This window comes from Rhizobium sp. N621 (genome assembly GCF_001664325.1).
Taxonomy (GTDB): domain Bacteria; phylum Pseudomonadota; class Alphaproteobacteria; order Rhizobiales; family Rhizobiaceae; genus Rhizobium; species Rhizobium esperanzae.
This window is the reverse complement of the sequence record NZ_CP013495.1, coordinates 3511898-3527458: the sequence shown is the minus strand read 5'-3', so window position 1 is coordinate 3527458 and position 15561 is coordinate 3511898. Positions and strand designations below refer to the sequence as shown.

Sequence of the window (15561 nt, the reverse complement as noted above, 5' to 3'; positions counted from 1 at the left end):
TCATGGCAAACATCGAGAATTCTGCAGGCAAGCCCGATGCCGGACTTGTCCGCAAAGGTCTTATCGAAGCCCTTTTCGCCGCCGTTCTCTCCCTCGGCATGTTCGTTCTCTATGTCGGCCTGAAAACCGATCAGAACATCAACAACGAGCTGATCATCGTTCAGCGCTGGGGACTGCTGGCGATCTTTGTCGCTATCGCCGCGATCGGCCGTTTCGCGATGGTCGTTTTCATCAAGCCGAACATCGACCGCCGCAAGCTTAGGAAGGCACGGGAAGGCGATCTCGACATCTCGACCGAGAAGAACTTCTTCCATCGCCATTTCCTGAAGTTCGCGCTGCTCGCGCTGGTGCTCTATCCTGTCGTGATCGTGGCGCTCGTCGGTGCTCAGGGCTCGCTGAAATGGGTCGACAATTTCGGCATCCAGATCCTGATCTACGTGATGCTCGCCTGGGGGCTGAACATCGTCGTCGGTCTCGCCGGCCTGCTCGATCTCGGTTACGTCGCCTTCTATGCGGTCGGCGCCTATTCCTACGCGCTGCTGTCGAGCTATTTCGGCCTGTCCTTCTGGGTGCTGCTGCCGCTTTCCGGCACCTTGGCGGCGCTCTGGGGCGTCATTCTCGGCTTCCCGGTGCTGCGTCTGCGCGGCGACTATCTCGCCATCGTCACGCTCGCCTTCGGTGAGATCATCCGTCTCGTCCTGATCAACTGGACCGACGTGACCAAGGGAACCTTCGGCATCTCGAGCATTCCGAAGGCGACCCTCTTCGGCATTCCCTTCGATGCGACGGCCGGCGGCTTTGCCAAGCTCTTTCACCTGCCGATGTCTTCCGCCTACTACAAGATTTTCCTCTTCTACCTGATCCTGGCGCTGTGCATGCTGACGGCCTACGTCACCATCCGCCTGCGGCGCATGCCGATCGGGCGTGCCTGGGAAGCGCTGCGTGAAGACGAGATCGCTTGCCGTTCGCTCGGCATCAACACGGTGACGACCAAGCTGACGGCGTTCGCGACGGGAGCCATGTTCGGTGGCTTCGCGGGCTCGTTCTTTGCCGCTCGCCAGGGCTTCGTCTCGCCCGAATCCTTCATCTTCCTGGAATCGGCCGTCGTTCTCGCCATCGTCGTTCTCGGCGGCATGGGCTCGCTGACCGGCATTGCGATCGCCGCGATCGTCATGGTAGGCGGTACCGAAGCGTTGCGCGAAATGGATTTCCTGAAAGCAGTCTTCGGGCCCGACTTCACGCCGGAACTCTACCGCATGCTGCTCTTCGGTCTCGCCATGGTCGTCGTCATGCTGTTCAAACCGCGCGGTTTCGTCGGATCGCGTGAACCAACCGCCTTCCTCAAGACACGCAAGGCCGTATCCGGAAGCTTCACCAAGGAGGGCCACGGTTGATGAGCCCCGTCACCAATACGATGTCGAGCGACACGCTTCTTAAGGTCGAGCACCTGTCGATGAAGTTCGGCGGCCTGATGGCCATCAACGACTTCTCCTTCGAGGCCAAGCGCGGCGACATCACCGCGTTGATCGGTCCGAACGGCGCCGGCAAGACCACCGTCTTCAACTGCATCACCGGCTTCTACAAGCCGACGATGGGGATGATCACGCTTAATCAGAGAAGCGGCAAGCAGTACCTGCTGGAGCGTCTCCCGGACTTTCGCATTACCAAGGAAGCCAAGGTGGCGCGCACATTCCAGAACATCCGGCTGTTTTCCGGCCTGACGGTTCTGGAAAATCTGCTCGTTGCCCAGCACAACAAGCTGATGCAGGCGTCGGGTTATACCATTCTCGGCCTCATCGGCATCGGCCCTTATAGGCGAGAAGCCGCAGCCGCCGTCGAGTTGGCGCGTCATTGGCTTGAAAAGGCCGATCTGATCGAGCGTGCCGACGATCCGGCAGGCGATCTGCCTTACGGCGCCCAGCGCCGTCTCGAGATCGCGCGCGCAATGTGCACAGGCCCGGAATTGCTCTGCCTGGACGAACCGGCCGCGGGCCTCAACCCACGCGAATCTGCTAAGCTCAACGAGCTGCTGCAGGGCATTCGCGCCGATACCGGAACCTCCATTCTTCTCATCGAGCATGACATGTCTGTGGTTATGGAAATCTCCGATCACGTCGTCGTCCTGGAATATGGCCAGAAGATTTCCGATGGCACGCCGGACCATGTGAAGCACGATCCGAAGGTCATTGCGGCCTATCTCGGCGTCGAGGATGAGGAAGTGGAAGAGGTGATTGCAACCGTCGAGCAGCTCGAAGGAGGCGCAAACTGATGGGCGATGCAGTCATGACGGGTCAACCGCTCCTTCAGGTGAATGGCGTCGAAACCTACTACGGCAATATCCGCGCGCTGGCCGGCATCGATGTCGCGGTCAACAAGGGCGAGATCGTCAGTCTGATCGGCGCCAATGGCGCCGGCAAGTCGACGCTGATGATGACGATCTGCGGCAGTCCCCAGGCCCGTAAGGGCTCGGTTGTCTTCGAGGGTCGCGAGATCACTCGTATGCCGACCCATGAAATCGCACGCCTGCGCATCGCGCAGTCGCCGGAAGGGCGCCGCATCTTCCCGCGCATGACGGTCATGGAAAACCTCCAGATGGGCGCGGGTCTCGACAATCTCAAATTTTTCGCCGAGGACGTCGAGAAGATCTTCACGCTCTTCCCGCGTCTCAAGGAACGTCACGCCCAGCGCGGCGGCACGCTTTCAGGCGGCGAGCAGCAGATGCTGTCGATCGGCCGCGCGCTGATGGCGCGCCCGAAGCTGCTGCTGCTCGACGAACCTTCGCTCGGCCTGGCGCCGCTGATCGTCAAGGGGATTTTCGAAGCGATCCGGAAGCTTAATGAGCAGGAAGGCCTCACCGTGTTCCTCGTCGAGCAGAATGCATTCGCGGCGCTGAGACTTTCGCACCGCGCTTATGTGATGGTGAACGGCAAGGTGACGATGAGCGGCTCCGGCAAGGAACTGCTTGCAAACCCGGAAGTCCGCGCCGCCTATCTCGAAGGCGGAAGACATTAGTCGAAGGGAGAGTTTGATATGCAGGGACTTTTCTTCGAAAGCGACGACGGCGTCCGGCTTGTCATTCGCGCCCTCGTCGTACTGATCGGCTTTTGGACGGCTTGGCGAGCCGGCAAGGCGGTGGCTGACGGCTGGAACAATTATCCGCTCGCCGTCGTCTACACCTTCCTCCTGGCCTGGGCGATGCAGTTTCTACACCATGCCCTGTTCAATGGACCGATGCTCAGCGGTCTCTTCTATGGCATCGACTTCGTGACCTTGCTAGTCTTCTCGACGGCCGGCTACCGCTTTCGCCGTACCAATCAGATGGTCAACAACTATTACTGGCTGTACGAAAAAACTTCCGCGTTTTCGTGGAAGGACAAACATTGACAGTCCGTTGAAACTAGGCATGAATTGCCTTCAGAGTGGAACAGCTTTCCTGGCGCAGTCAATGGTGGGTAATGCGCCGGGCCTTGGACCGGAACCCGCCCAAAAATTGGGAGTAACAATATGAAGAAGTCTCTTCTGTCGGCAGTGGCTCTGACGGCGATGGTCGCCTTCAGCGGCAACGCTTGGGCCGACGTCCTCATCGCTGTCGCTGGTCCGCTGACCGGCCCGAACGCCGCTTTCGGCGCTCAGCTTCAGAAGGGTGCCGAGCAGGCAGCCGCCGACATCAATGCTGCTGGCGGCATCAACGGCGAGCAGATCAAGGTCGAACTCGGCGACGACGTTTCCGACCCGAAGCAGGGCATCTCGGTCGCCAACAAGTTTGTTGCCGACGGCGTCAAGTTCGTCATCGGCCACTTCAACTCGGGTGTTTCGATCCCGGCTTCGGAAGTCTATGCCGAAAACGGCATTCTCGAAATCACCCCGGCCGCTACCAACCCGAAGTTCACCGAGCGCGGCCTCTGGAACACGTTCCGCACCTGCGGCCGTGACGACCAGCAGGGCGCCATCGCCGGCAAGTATCTTGCCGACCACTTCAAGGATGCCAAGATCGCCGTCGTTCATGACAAGACCCCCTACGGTCAGGGCCTTGCCGACGAAACCAAGAAGGCCATGAATGCCGCTGGTGTCACGGAAGTCATGTACGAAGGCATCAATGTCGGCGACAAGGACTTCTCGGCCCTCATCGCCAAGATGAAGGAAGCCGGCGTCTCGATTATCTATTGGGGCGGTCTGCACACCGAAGCCGGTCTCATCATCCGTCAGGCCGCAGACCAGGGCCTGAAGGCCACGCTGGTTTCTGGTGACGGTATCGTTTCCAACGAACTGGCCTCGATCGCCGGTGACGCTGTCGCCGGTACCCTGAACACCTTCGGCCCCGATCCGACGTTGAACCCGGCGAACAAGGAGCTCGTCGAAAAGTTCAAGGCCGCCGGTTTCAACCCGGAAGCCTATACGCTCTACTCCTACGCTGCGATGCAGGCGATCGCCGGTGCTGCCAAGGCTGCCGGTTCGGTGGATCCTGAAGCCGTTGCCACGGCCATGAAGGAAAAGGGCCCGTTCCCGACGGTTCTCGGCGACATTTCGTTCGACGAAAAGGGTGATCCAAAGATTCCTGGCTACATCATGTACGAATGGAAGAAGGGCGCGGACGGCAAGTACACCTATGTCCCGCAGGGCATGTAAGCTTCGCTTGCCTGTCGATAACATGATCTGATCGAAGCCCGGTTCCGGCCGGGCTTCTTTCATTTTCGGGACATCTCAATCGTGGTGCGCCTTTTCGAGGCGAGGGGCGTGCCGGACCGGGGTTATTCGAAAGCTTGCAGCCGACATCGTGCGGGGGGGGCGGCGCGTTTCAATATCCCTCACATCTCATGCAGAACATGCGTCGCCTTCACGGCCGCTGACGCGCGGTTTTCGACGCCGAGTTTCACATAGATCTGTTCGAGGTGTTTATTCACCGTGCGTGCCGACAAGCCCAGTATTTCGCCGATGTCACGGTTGGCCTTGCCCTTGGCAATCCAGAGCAGCACTTCGGATTCTCGTTGGGTGAGCGAAAAACGCTGGCGCAGCATCTCGTCGTCGCTGCGCTGGCTGGCGGCGGTGAGGCGGAAGAGATATTCATCAGGGCCGATCGCGCCGAGGAAGGCAAGCTGCAGCGCCGCTTGGCCGGCATGGGTGATTGAGATGATGCCGTCGCGCACTGCTGCCACGCGGTCACGCATCCAGCCGGCGATATGGCGGACGACGATCTCCATGCCGTCGTCACTGCCTATGGCGGCATTGACCAACCGGGTCGCCTGCGGCGTCGACCATTGGATCGCGCCATCGCCCTTGACCGCCAGCAGATAACGGCCGGCAGCGTCGAGCGCAACGCGGGCGCTCTGGGCCGAGCGGGCATTGCGCAGATGGACGCGGATGCGGGCGCGCAGTTCGTCGATGTTGATCGGTTTGGTGAGGTAATCGACGCCGCCGGATTCCAGCGCGTGCACGACATGCTCGGTCTCCGTCAGGCCGGTCATGAAGATGACCGGCACCTGGGCTACAGTGGCATTCGCCTTCAGCCTTCGGCAGGTCTCGAAGCCGTCCATGGCGGGCATCACGGCGTCGAGCAGGATCAGATCGGGCGTGATCCGCTCGACAATGCCAAGCGCTGCCGTGCCTGATGTGGCGATCAGCACGGAGAAGCCGGATTGTTCGAGCGCGTCTGTGAGGAAACCGAGCGCCTCGGGCGAGTCGTCGACAAGTAGAACGATGTCGCGAGGGAGGGCCGGCTCAGCCAATGGATTCCACCTTTTCGTCGAAGTCGTGCAGGAAGGTCATGTAGCCAGCCAGATCGAAGGCGGCCACATAGGGTCGAAGAGCCTCGGTGAATGGCCGATTTGCCTCCACCTTGGCAAGGTCCGAAAGCTTGGCTTCGATGCCCCTGATGTAACCGATCTCGCCGAGCCGCAGCAATTCCTGCACATGGGCTGCACCCGGGCCCAGCATCGGCGCTGCGGTCTTTGCAGGAGCGGCGGGGGCGTCATCGGCATAGACCCAGTTCAGGCCAAGATGCAACGCGAGCTTGTCGCGCAGCCGGCGGATGTCGACGGGCTTGCCGATCGCATCATTGTGGCTGTCGTCGCTGTCGCTCAGAACCGTCGCATCGCCGATATTGGCCGAAAGCATCACAACGGGCGCTGTCTGGCCAGCCTCACGCAGACGCGAGACGAGCTGCCAGCCGCTCATGCCGGGCATCAGTATATCGACGAGGAACAGATCGGGCAGGATGCCGTCGATCAGCGTCAGGCATTCGGCCCCGCCTGCCGCCGTCAGCACGATGAAATCGAGCGGCGCCAGGATTTCGCGCATCATCTCCCGGTGATCCTCATTGTCGTCGACGACGACGATGGTGCGGCGCGGACCGTCGTAACCGACGATGCGTTTTTCCTGCGGCGGCGCGGCGGCGCGCATGACGGCGGACAGCATCAGCCGCACACGGAATGCCGAGCCTTCGTCCTTGACGCTCGAGACCGCAATCTCGCCGCCAAGCGTGTTGGTCAGAAGCCGGGTGATGGTGAGGCCGAGGCCGAGGCCCGGCATCGGCCGGACGCTGTCTGCCTCGCCCCGCTGGAAAGGTTCGTAGATGCGCGTCAGGTCCTTCTCGGCGATGCCGCGGCCGGTATCGGTGACGGTGAAGGTCGCAACCTGGCTGCGATAGGCGACATCGAAGGTGACGCTGCCTTCGTCGGTGAATTTGATGGCATTGGAGAGCAGGTTGACGAGAATCTGGCGCAGGCGCTTTTCATCGGTGCGGACGAATTGCGGCAGGGCCGGCGACCGCTCATGGATGAAGGCAAGTCCCTTTGCCTGTGCCTGCGGGCGAAACAGCTCGATAATCTGGTCGAGGAAGTCCTGGATGTTGATCTCGTTCGAATAGACCTGCAGGCGGCCGGCCTCGATCTTGGAAATATCGAGCAAGCCGTCGATCAGCCCCGAGAGATGTTCGGCGCTGCGGCGGATCACCTTGATCGAGGATTGGCGCGGCGCGGGGATCGTTTCGTCGCGTTCGAGGATCTGGGCATAGCCGAGCACGGCATTCAGCGGCGTGCGCAGTTCGTGGCTGAGGCCGACGACATAGCGGCTCTTGGCGCGGTTGGCAGCCTCGGCCGTCTCCTTGGCGTTCTGCAGGGCGGCATCGGTTTTCTTGTGGGCGGCGATTTCCTTGAGCAGCAGGGTGTTCTGGCGCGACGATTCCTCCTCGGCGACGACGCGGCTGTCATGGGCGAGCACGTAGAACCAGCAGACGACTCCCGATATCACCGAAAAGACGAAGAAGACGACCAGGATGGTGCGGTTGACCACCTCGGCCGTCTCGGGAGAGGCGGCGGCGACCTGATGGGCGATCATCGCCAGGATCGCGCCGATGGCGGCCAAGGCCAGAACGACGGCGATGCCGTAGCGGCCGAGGCGCGTCGTCAGTTTGCTCAGAACGGCTTCCGGCAGCAGGACCTTGGCGACGGTGCCGACCTGCGCATTGAAACGGGCGGCCGGCTTGCACATGTCGTGGCAGCGGCTGTCGAGCGAGCAGCAGAGCGAACAGATCGGCGCGGCATAGGCCGGGCACCATGCCATATCCTCCGGCTCGAAAGGGTGCTCGCAGACGGAGCAGGTGATGTTCGTCAGGTTCTTCCAGCTCTGGCGCGGCTTGCGGGCGAGATAGAACTTGCCTTTCGTCACCCAGGCGAGTGCCGGCGAGGCGATGAGCGCGACGACGAGGCTGATATAGGGGGCAAGCGAGGCGGCGAGCGGGCCGAAGGCGCCGAAATGAGCAATCAGCGACACCGTTGCCGACAGCGCCATGGCGCCGAGGCCGACCGGATTGATGTCGTAGAGGTGAGCACGCTTGAACTCGATGCCGGGGGGAGCGAGCCCCAGCGGCTTGTTGATGAAGAGATCGGCGAAGATCGTGCAGAGCCAGGCCATGGCGACGATCGAGAAAATGCCGAGCGTCTCCTCCAGCAGCCGGTAGATGCCGAGTTCCATCAGCAAAAGGGCGATCGCGACGTTGAAGACCAGCCAGATGACGCGGCCCGGATGGCTGTGGGTCAACCGCGAGAAGAAGTTCGACCAGGCGAGCGAGCCGGCATAGGCGTTCATCACGTTGATCTTCAACTGTGAGACGACGACGAAGGCCGCCATCAGCAACAGCGCGGCATTATGCCAGGGGATCATATAGCCGAAGGCGGTCAGATACATCTGCGCCGGATCGGCGGCGCGATCGACCGGCACGCCCGAGGCCAACGTCAGCACGACCAAGAAGGAACCGGCAAGCAGCTTCGGTGCGCCAATGACAACCCAGCCGGGTCCGGCAAGGAAGACGGCGAGGCGATGGCGCCACTTGCGCCGCGGTTCCGGCGGCAGGAAGCGCAGGAAGTCGGCCTGTTCGCCGATCTGCGACATCAGGGCGAGGATGACGGCGGAAGCGGCGCCGAACTCCACCAGATCGAAATCGGCGACGGTGCCGGGCGGGCCTGCGACATGGCGGATGCCGGCAAAGGCGCGCCAGAGATCGAATTTCTCCCAGTCCATGAAGGCGATGAAGAGGAAGGGCAGGATATTCAGCACGATCCAGAAGGGCTGGGTCATCAGCTGGAACTTGCTGATCAGCCGCACGCCGTGCGTCACCAGCGGGATCACCATGACGGCGCTGACGATATAACCGATCCAGAGGGGAATGCCGAGCGCCAGTTCCAACGCGCCGGACATGATCGAGGCCTCGATCGCAAACAGCATGAAGGTGAAGCTCGCATAGATCAGCGAGGTAATGGTCGAGCCGATGTACCCGAAACCGGCGCCGCGCGTCAGCAGATCGATATCGACGCCGTGACGGACGGCGTATCGGCTGATCGGCAGACCGATCGCCAGCATGGCGAGCGAAGCGACGATGATGGCGCAGAAGGCGTTGGTGGTGCCGTAGGAGAGGGTGATGGCGCCGCCGATCGCCTCGAGCGCCAGGAAGGAGATCGCGCCGATCGCCGTCTGTGCGATGCGCTGGGAGGAGAAGTGGCGGGCGCTCTTTGCGGTAAAGCGCAGCGCGTAGTCTTCCAGCGTCTGGTTGGCGACCCAGCGATTATATTCGCGTCTTACCGGAATGATGCGTTGGCGCGCTGCCATGTCTTCCTTCCGGCATTCCGGTTGGCCTATCGTCTCGGAACAGTTTTGGCGGGATGCTTGAGAAAGGCAAGGGCGTAGCACTGGCAGATTCACTGAACTGCCATATTTTTGAAGCCGCTCTGTCACACGAGCTCTCTAACTCTCCCGGCGTTCCTTCAACCATTTCAGGTAACATCCATGTCTGTTTCAAGCCTTTTCCGCCTGAGCACCGCTCTCGTCTGCCTCGTTTCGATCGTGCCGTCGCTTGCTGACGCCGAGCAGGCCACGACGGCAAAAGCGCCTTACGTCGAGACCGGAAACACCAACAAGCGCGGTGACGCCTGCTTCTCGACGGTGGACACCAATGCCGCCGTGCACCTTCTCTCCGGCTTTCTGGAAATCTGGACCCCGCGCACGCCTTTTGTCGACGCGGGCGTCGAAGCGGCGGCCAAGGACAATTGCCCGGCGGTCGCCAAGACGGATTGGGACGGCATTCCTTTCAGCAAAACCGACGGCCAGATCGTCAACAAGCTCGTCCATGACGCCAACATCGCCTATGCCGTCAAGGTGACCAAGGCGCGGACGGCCGAGCAGGCGGTTGCCGCCTATCTCGACGACCGGCGCGGCAAGAATGCCAGCATCGTCGACGGCCTTGGACCGCTGACGGATGCCTGGAAGGCCGGCTCCAAGCAGACCACCACCATCACCGAGGTGGCGGCCGACGCGACGACGGTCAAATATGACGACAAGGGCAACAATCGCGGCGCCGGCAGCAAGCCGGATACCGAAAACAAGACCGACGCCAACCCGGACATGGGGCTTGCGATCGACTTCATCAACGCCGCAAGCGCTGACGGCTCGACGGAACCCGCCAAGCGCTATTTCAAATATGGCCGCCCCTACCGCTGGAGCCAGGACGTGTCGGTTGTCCCGACCCTGGTGCCCGCAAAGAGCGGCAAGCCGGTCGAGGATGGCGGTTTCCCGAGCGGGCATACGGCGGAAGCCTGGCGGGATGCGCTCGCCATGGCCTATCTCGTACCGCAGCGCTTTCAGGAAATGATCACACGCGCCAGCGAACTGGGCGAGGACCGCATCCTTTCCGGCATGCATTCTCCGCTCGACGTGATGGGCGGCCGCATGCTCGGCACCGCGACGGTCGTCTACAATCTGAACAAGGCCGACAACGCTGCGCTGAAGAGCGACGCTTACGCCCAGGCGCAGTCATGGCTCATCGCCAAGTCAGGCGTTGCAGATGCGAGTGCGCTCGAAGTCGCTGCCCATGCCGCACCGCTCGCCGCAGACCGTTTCGCCGATCATGACGCCAATCGCGCTTACGTGCTGCAGCGCCTGAGCTACGGCCTGCCGACCATCCATGCGACCGACCAGCCGGCGCGTGTGCCGCAAGGCGCCGAAGCGCTGCTCGAAACGCGTCTGCCTTATCTTAACGGCGAACAGCGCCGCGAGGTTCTGAAGACGACGGAAATCGCTTCCGGCTATCCGCTCCTCGACGACGCGGAAGGTTACGGCCGTCTCAACCTGTTTGCTGCCGCCGACGGTTATGGTGCATTCGACCAGGACGTGACCGTAACGATGGATGCGGCCAAGGGCGGCTTCAGTGCAATCGACACCTGGCGCAACGACATCGGCGGCAAGGGCAAGCTGGTGAAAAGCGGCAGCGGCATCCTCGGCCTGTCCGGCGCCAACAGCTATGCGGGCGGCACCGTCCTGGAAGAAGGCGTGCTGGTCGCCGGTTCGTCTTCGGCTTTCGGCACCGGCGGGCTGACGGTGAACGGCGGTTCGCTCGTGGTGGCGGCCGACAAGCCGCTGATCGTGGGGGGCGATTATCGGCAGACCAATGCTGTGGCGAAGCTTGCACTCGGCGCGGACGGCGCCGGCACCCTTGTGATCAACGGCAAGGCGGAGCTCGCCGGCGATCTCGACGTGACGCTTGCCGACGGCTTCACCCCGACGCCCGGAACCAAGATCGAGATCCTGAAGGCGGGCAACGTCACCGGCAGCTTCGGCAAGTTCACCATCTCCGGCCATAAGGCGAGCCTCTCCTACGGTCCGACATCGGTTACGCTGACGATCGACGGCTGATTTCCGTTCACAGATGGAGGGCATCCCCGGTTGCGGGGATGCCCTTGTTTCCCGGCCGCCCGTTTGCCCCCCTGCGCCTACGTCATTTTGCGTATGTGTTTTTGCGCTGCAGCACCCGATAGTCCCCTCGGCAACAGTTGATTTCCGTTTCCGGCCTGTTGCGGAACAAAAGAGGGGAGTTCGATCAGATGAATCTCAGAACCACTATTACAGGTGCCGCGCTCGGTGCCGTCATGGCGGCTTCGGCCGCCTTCCATGGTGCGGTCGCTGCCGATGACACCATTAAGGTCGGCGTGCTGCATTCGCTCTCGGGCACGATGGCAATTTCCGAAACCACGCTGAAAGACGCCATGCTGATGCTCATCGACGAGCAGAACAAGAAGGGCGGCCTTCTCGGCAAGAAGCTCGAAGCCGTCGTCGTCGATCCGGCGTCCGATTGGCCGTTGTTTGCCGAAAAGGCGCGTGAGCTGATCGAAAAGGACAAGGTTGCCGCCGTCTTCGGCTGCTGGACCTCGTCCTCGCGCAAATCCGTCCTGCCCGTCTTCGAAGAGCTGAATTCGCTGCTCTTCTACCCCGTGCAGTATGAAGGCGAAGAATCCTCGCGCAACATCTTCTATACGGGTGCAGCCCCGAACCAGCAGGCTATCCCGGCGGTCGACTACCTCATGAAGACCGAGGGCGTGAAGCGCTTCGTGCTCGAAGGCACCGACTACGTCTATCCCCGTACGACCAACAAGATCCTCGCAGCCTATCTCGAATCCAAGGGCATTCCGAAGGAAGATATTCTCGTCAACTACACGCCGTTCGGTTTCTCCGACTGGCAGACCGAAGTCGCCAAGATCAAGGAATTCGGCTCGGCCGGCAAGAAGACCGCCGTCGTCTCCACCATCAACGGTGACGCCAACGTTCCCTTCTACAAGGAACTCGGCAACCAGGGCATCAAGGCGACCGACATTCCGGTTGTCGCCTTCTCGGTCGGCGAAGAAGAGCTTGCCGGTCTCGATACCAAACCGCTCGTCGGCCATCTCGCCGCCTGGAACTACTTCGAGTCCGTGGAAAGCCCGGCCAACAAGAAGTTCATCAAGGAATGGCATGCCTTCACCAAGAACGACAAGCGCGTGACCAACGACCCGATGGAAGCCGCCTATATCGGCTTCAACGCCTGGGTGAAGGCCGTCCAGGCCGCCGGCACCACCAATACCGATGCCGTTCTCGACAACATTATCGGCGTCACCGTTCCGAACCTCTCCGGCGGCTATGCCACCGTCATGCCGAACCACCACATCACCAAGCCGGTGCTGATCGGTGAGATCCAGGCCGACGGCCAGTTCGAGATCGTCCAGCAGACGCCCGCCGTCGTCGGCGACGAATGGTCCGACTACCTGCCTGACTCAAAGGACCTGATCTCCGATTGGCGCAAGCCTCTCTCCTGCGGCAACTTCAACGTTGCCACAGGTAAGTGCGGTGGCAAGGGCTCCTGAGGAACCCCATCCGTTGAAAGCCTGAAGACTTCCGTCCGGAGCCGATCCGGGCGGAAGCGCTGTCCTTACCGCTGCGCCGCAAGGCCGACGACACTCAAGGCGAGAGAGCCGATGTTTCGCGCCATCAAGATTTTCCTTCTGACATTTTGCCTGATGCTTTCCGGCCTGGCGCTTTCGGTGACCGGTCTGCGCGCCGAGGGCGACGTGCACGCTCTCGTCGATGCGCTCGGCGTCGGCGGCTTTCCCGAGCGCGATGCGGCCATCCGGGCGCTTGCCGCTTCCGGGGATTCGCATGTCAGCCAGATCCTGCAGCAACTGAGCGACGGCCAGCTCTACGTCAATTCGGAGGGCGGCCCCGTTCTCGTTCAGGGCGGCACGGAGGACGAGCCAACCTATTCCGATCCGATCACCGGCGAGGCGGTTGCCGATGTCGACCCCGACATGATGTCGAAGGTCAAGATCAACAATTCGCTGCGCACCACGATCACGACTGTGATGAGTCAGCTGACGCTTTTGAGCCCGGATCGCTCCGCGCGGCTCGCAGCGGCTGAGGGCATGCTGAGGGATGCCGATCCCGCCAATCTCGAACTTCTGAATTCGGCTCTTTCAGCCGAGAAGGACGGGGAGATCAAAAACACGATGGAAGCGGCGCGGGCCGTGATGGTGCTGAAGAGCGATGCCGGCAGCGAGGAGAAGCGGGCCGCCATCGACATGATCGCCGCCCGCGGCGGCCGCGATGCGCTGACGATCCTGACGACGGCGATGGCGAATGCCCGTGACGATCTGAAGCCAGCGATCCAGACAGAGATCAATTCGATCAACCGCGACCTGGCGCTCTGGGACGTCGTCCAGAACGTCTGGTACGGCCTGTCGCTCGGTTCGGTACTGCTGCTGGCCGCGATTGGCCTTGCCATCACCTTCGGCGTCATGGGCGTGATCAACATGGCGCATGGCGAGATGGTGATGATCGGCGCCTATACGACCTATGTCGTGCAGGAATATATCACCTCGGCCTTTCCGTCGCTTGCCGATTATTCGCTGGCTTTCGCGGTGCCGGCCGCCTTCGTCTTTACCGGTTTCGTCGGCCTCGTCATCGAGCGCGTCGTCATTCGTTATCTCTACGGCCGCCCGCTGGAAACGCTGCTTGCCACCTGGGGCGTGTCCTTGATCCTGCAGCAGGCGATCCGCAGCTATTTCGGCCCGACCAACCGCGAGGTCCGCAATCCGAGCTGGATGTCCGGCGCATTCGATTTCGGCGGGCTCGCCATCACCTGGAACCGGCTCTGGATTATCGTCTTCTCGATGGTGGTGTTCCTGACGCTCCTGGTGCTGCTGAAGCGCTCCGCCTTCGGACTGCAGATGCGGGCGGTGACGCAGAACCGCCGCATGGCCTCGTCGATGGGCATCCGCACCGGCTGGGTCGATGCCTTCACCTTCGCGCTCGGCTCCGGCATCGCCGGCATGGGCGGTGTGGCGCTCTCGCAGATCGACAACGTCTCGCCGAACCTCGGCCAGAACTACATCATCGACAGCTTCATGGTCGTCGTCTTCGGCGGTGTCGGCAATCTCTGGGGAACGCTGGTCGGCGCGCTGTCGCTCGGCGTCGTCAACAAGTTCATCGAGCCCTTCGCCGGCGCCGTGCTCGGCAAGATCCTGGTGCTCGTCCTCATCATTCTCTTCATCCAGAAGCGTCCGCGTGGGCTCTTCGCACTCAAAGGAAGGGCGGTGGAAGCATGATAACGGCCTTCCTTCTTCGGTCTCTTGATCGCAGGATCTCCATCGCCGTCGCCTTGTTGCTGGTGGTCGCCATTCTCGTGCCGGTGCTGAACCTTGCCACCGGCCCGACGCACCCGCTGCACGTGCCGACCTATATCATGGCGCTGTTCGGCAAGTATCTCACCTATGCGCTGCTGGCGCTGGCGCTCGATCTCGTCTGGGGCTTCTGCGGCATTCTCTCGCTTGGTCACGGCGCTTTCTTCGCGCTCGGCGGCTACGCGATGGGCATGTATCTGATGCGCCAGATCGGCTCGCGCGGCGTCTACGGCAATCCCATCCTGCCCGATTTCATGGTGTTCCTGAACTGGAAGGACCTGCCCTGGTTCTGGTACGGCTTCGACCAGTTCTGGTTCGCGGCGCTGATGGTGCTCGCCGTACCCGGGCTGCTCGCCTTCGTCTTCGGCTGGTTCGCCTTCCGCTCGCGCGTCAACGGCGTCTATCTCTCGATCATCACCCAGGCGATGACATACGCACTGCTGCTTGCCTTCTTCCGCAACGACATGGGGTTCGGCGGCAATAACGGCATGACCGATTTCAAGGATATCCTCGGCTTCAACATCCAGGCGGACGGCACACGCGCAAGCCTCTTTGCCGCGACCGCGATCTTCCTGGCGCTGTCGCTGACGATCGCCTCGGCAATCGTGCGCTCGAAGTTCGGCAAGGTGCTGGTCGGCGTGCGCGACGCGGAAAGCCGCACGCGCTTCCTCGGCTACCGCGTCGAGCATTTCAAGCTGTTCACCTTCGTCGTCTCGGCGATGATGGCGGGGATTGCCGGGGCGCTCTACGTGCCGCAGGTCGGCATCATCAATCCCGGCGAATTCGCGCCTGCCAACTCGATCGAGGTCGTCATCTGGACGGCGGTCGGCGGGCGGGGGACGCTGATCGGGCCGATCATCGGCGCGATCCTCGTCAACGGCGGCAAGACGATCTTCACAGGCCTCTTTCCGGAGTTCTGGCTGTTTGCGCTCGGCGGCCTCTTCGTCGCCGTCACGCTGTTCCTGCCGAAGGGCGTCGTCGGCACGATCTCGCACTATCTCGGCAAACGGAAAGCCGTCTCCGATTCTGTCCCGCCGGCGGCAGAGGAGGACGGCATCGAGCCGAAAATCCAGGCAGCGGAGTGAACACA

Annotated in this window: 11 protein-coding genes; 9 read left to right on the top strand and 2 right to left on the bottom strand. The window is 61.9% G+C overall.

Annotated elements, in window-relative coordinates; genetic code table 11:
* Positions 1–2: 2 nt before the first annotated feature.
* The 5 genes from livM to AMK00_RS17060 all read left to right on the top strand — a co-directional run bounded on the left by livM (position 3) and on the right by AMK00_RS17060 (position 4626).
* Positions 3–1394, top strand: coding sequence for a high-affinity branched-chain amino acid ABC transporter permease LivM (livM, locus tag AMK00_RS17080; protein ID WP_064804538.1), 1392 nt, complete (start codon positions 3–5; stop codon positions 1392–1394).
* On the top strand, positions 1394–2269 hold the full coding sequence (locus AMK00_RS17075; RefSeq protein ID WP_064804536.1) for an ABC transporter ATP-binding protein: 876 nt from the start codon (positions 1394–1396) through the stop codon (positions 2267–2269). The genes livM and AMK00_RS17075 overlap by 1 nt, the downstream gene beginning before the upstream one ends.
* The gene (locus AMK00_RS17070) at positions 2269–3012 is read left to right on the top strand and encodes an ABC transporter ATP-binding protein (protein ID WP_170965895.1); all 744 of its coding nucleotides are present in this window, start codon (positions 2269–2271) and stop codon (positions 3010–3012) included. Before AMK00_RS17075 ends, AMK00_RS17070 begins: the two co-directional genes overlap by 1 nt.
* A gap of 18 nt (positions 3013–3030) precedes the next feature.
* Complete coding sequence (locus AMK00_RS17065) at positions 3031–3384, top strand: DUF6867 family protein (RefSeq protein WP_064804534.1); 354 nt, start codon at positions 3031–3033, stop codon at positions 3382–3384.
* Positions 3385–3504: 120 nt separating this feature from the next.
* Positions 3505–4626 carry a branched-chain amino acid ABC transporter substrate-binding protein gene (locus AMK00_RS17060; RefSeq protein ID WP_064811171.1) on the top strand — a complete coding sequence of 374 codons (1122 nt, stop codon included), beginning with the start codon at positions 3505–3507 and terminating at the stop codon, positions 4624–4626.
* Positions 4627–4805: 179 nt separating this feature from the next.
* Here AMK00_RS17060 and AMK00_RS17055 read toward each other — a convergent pair whose 3' ends face one another.
* A complete protein-coding gene (locus AMK00_RS17055) occupies positions 4806–5723 on the bottom strand; it encodes a response regulator transcription factor (protein WP_064811170.1) in 918 nt (305 codons plus the stop codon).
* On the bottom strand, positions 5716–9099 hold the full coding sequence (locus AMK00_RS17050; RefSeq protein WP_064811169.1) for a hybrid sensor histidine kinase/response regulator: 3384 nt from the start codon (positions 9097–9099) through the stop codon (positions 5716–5718). Before AMK00_RS17050 ends, AMK00_RS17055 begins: the two co-directional genes overlap by 8 nt.
* 177 nt (positions 9100–9276) lie before the next feature.
* Between AMK00_RS17050 and AMK00_RS17045 the strand changes: the two genes are divergently transcribed.
* From AMK00_RS17045 to urtC, 4 genes are all read left to right on the top strand, one after another.
* On the top strand, positions 9277–11178 hold the full coding sequence (locus tag AMK00_RS17045; protein ID WP_064811168.1) for an acid phosphatase: 1902 nt from the start codon (positions 9277–9279) through the stop codon (positions 11176–11178).
* A 188-nt stretch (positions 11179–11366) separates the two neighbouring features.
* Positions 11367–12659, top strand: coding sequence for an urea ABC transporter substrate-binding protein (gene urtA, locus AMK00_RS17040; RefSeq protein ID WP_064804526.1), 1293 nt, complete (start codon positions 11367–11369; stop codon positions 12657–12659).
* 111 nt (positions 12660–12770) lie between these two features.
* A complete protein-coding gene (gene urtB, locus AMK00_RS17035; protein WP_064811167.1) occupies positions 12771–14396 on the top strand; it encodes an urea ABC transporter permease subunit UrtB in 1626 nt (541 codons plus the stop codon).
* Complete coding sequence (gene urtC / locus AMK00_RS17030; RefSeq protein WP_064811166.1) at positions 14393–15556, top strand: urea ABC transporter permease subunit UrtC; 1164 nt, start codon at positions 14393–14395, stop codon at positions 15554–15556. Before urtB ends, urtC begins: the two co-directional genes overlap by 4 nt.
* Positions 15557–15561: the final 5 nt, after the last annotated feature.

Coding starts and splice junctions, on each gene's coding strand:
- AMK00_RS17045 (WP_064811168.1), top strand. CDS start 9,277: ATGTCTGTTTCAAGCCTTTTCCGCCTGAGCACCGCTCTCGTCTGCCTC.
- AMK00_RS17065 (WP_064804534.1), top strand. CDS start 3,031: ATGCAGGGACTTTTCTTCGAAAGCGACGACGGCGTCCGGCTTGTCATT.
- AMK00_RS17075 (WP_064804536.1), top strand. CDS start 1,394: ATGAGCCCCGTCACCAATACGATGTCGAGCGACACGCTTCTTAAGGTC.
- AMK00_RS17060 (WP_064811171.1), top strand. CDS start 3,505: ATGAAGAAGTCTCTTCTGTCGGCAGTGGCTCTGACGGCGATGGTCGCC.
- urtA (WP_064804526.1), top strand. CDS start 11,367: ATGAATCTCAGAACCACTATTACAGGTGCCGCGCTCGGTGCCGTCATG.
- AMK00_RS17050 (WP_064811169.1), bottom strand. CDS start 9,099: ATGGCAGCGCGCCAACGCATCATTCCGGTAAGACGCGAATATAATCGC.
- urtB (WP_064811167.1), top strand. CDS start 12,771: ATGTTTCGCGCCATCAAGATTTTCCTTCTGACATTTTGCCTGATGCTT.
- urtC (WP_064811166.1), top strand. CDS start 14,393: ATGATAACGGCCTTCCTTCTTCGGTCTCTTGATCGCAGGATCTCCATC.
- AMK00_RS17070 (WP_170965895.1), top strand. CDS start 2,269: ATGGGCGATGCAGTCATGACGGGTCAACCGCTCCTTCAGGTGAATGGC.
- livM (WP_064804538.1), top strand. CDS start 3: ATGGCAAACATCGAGAATTCTGCAGGCAAGCCCGATGCCGGACTTGTC.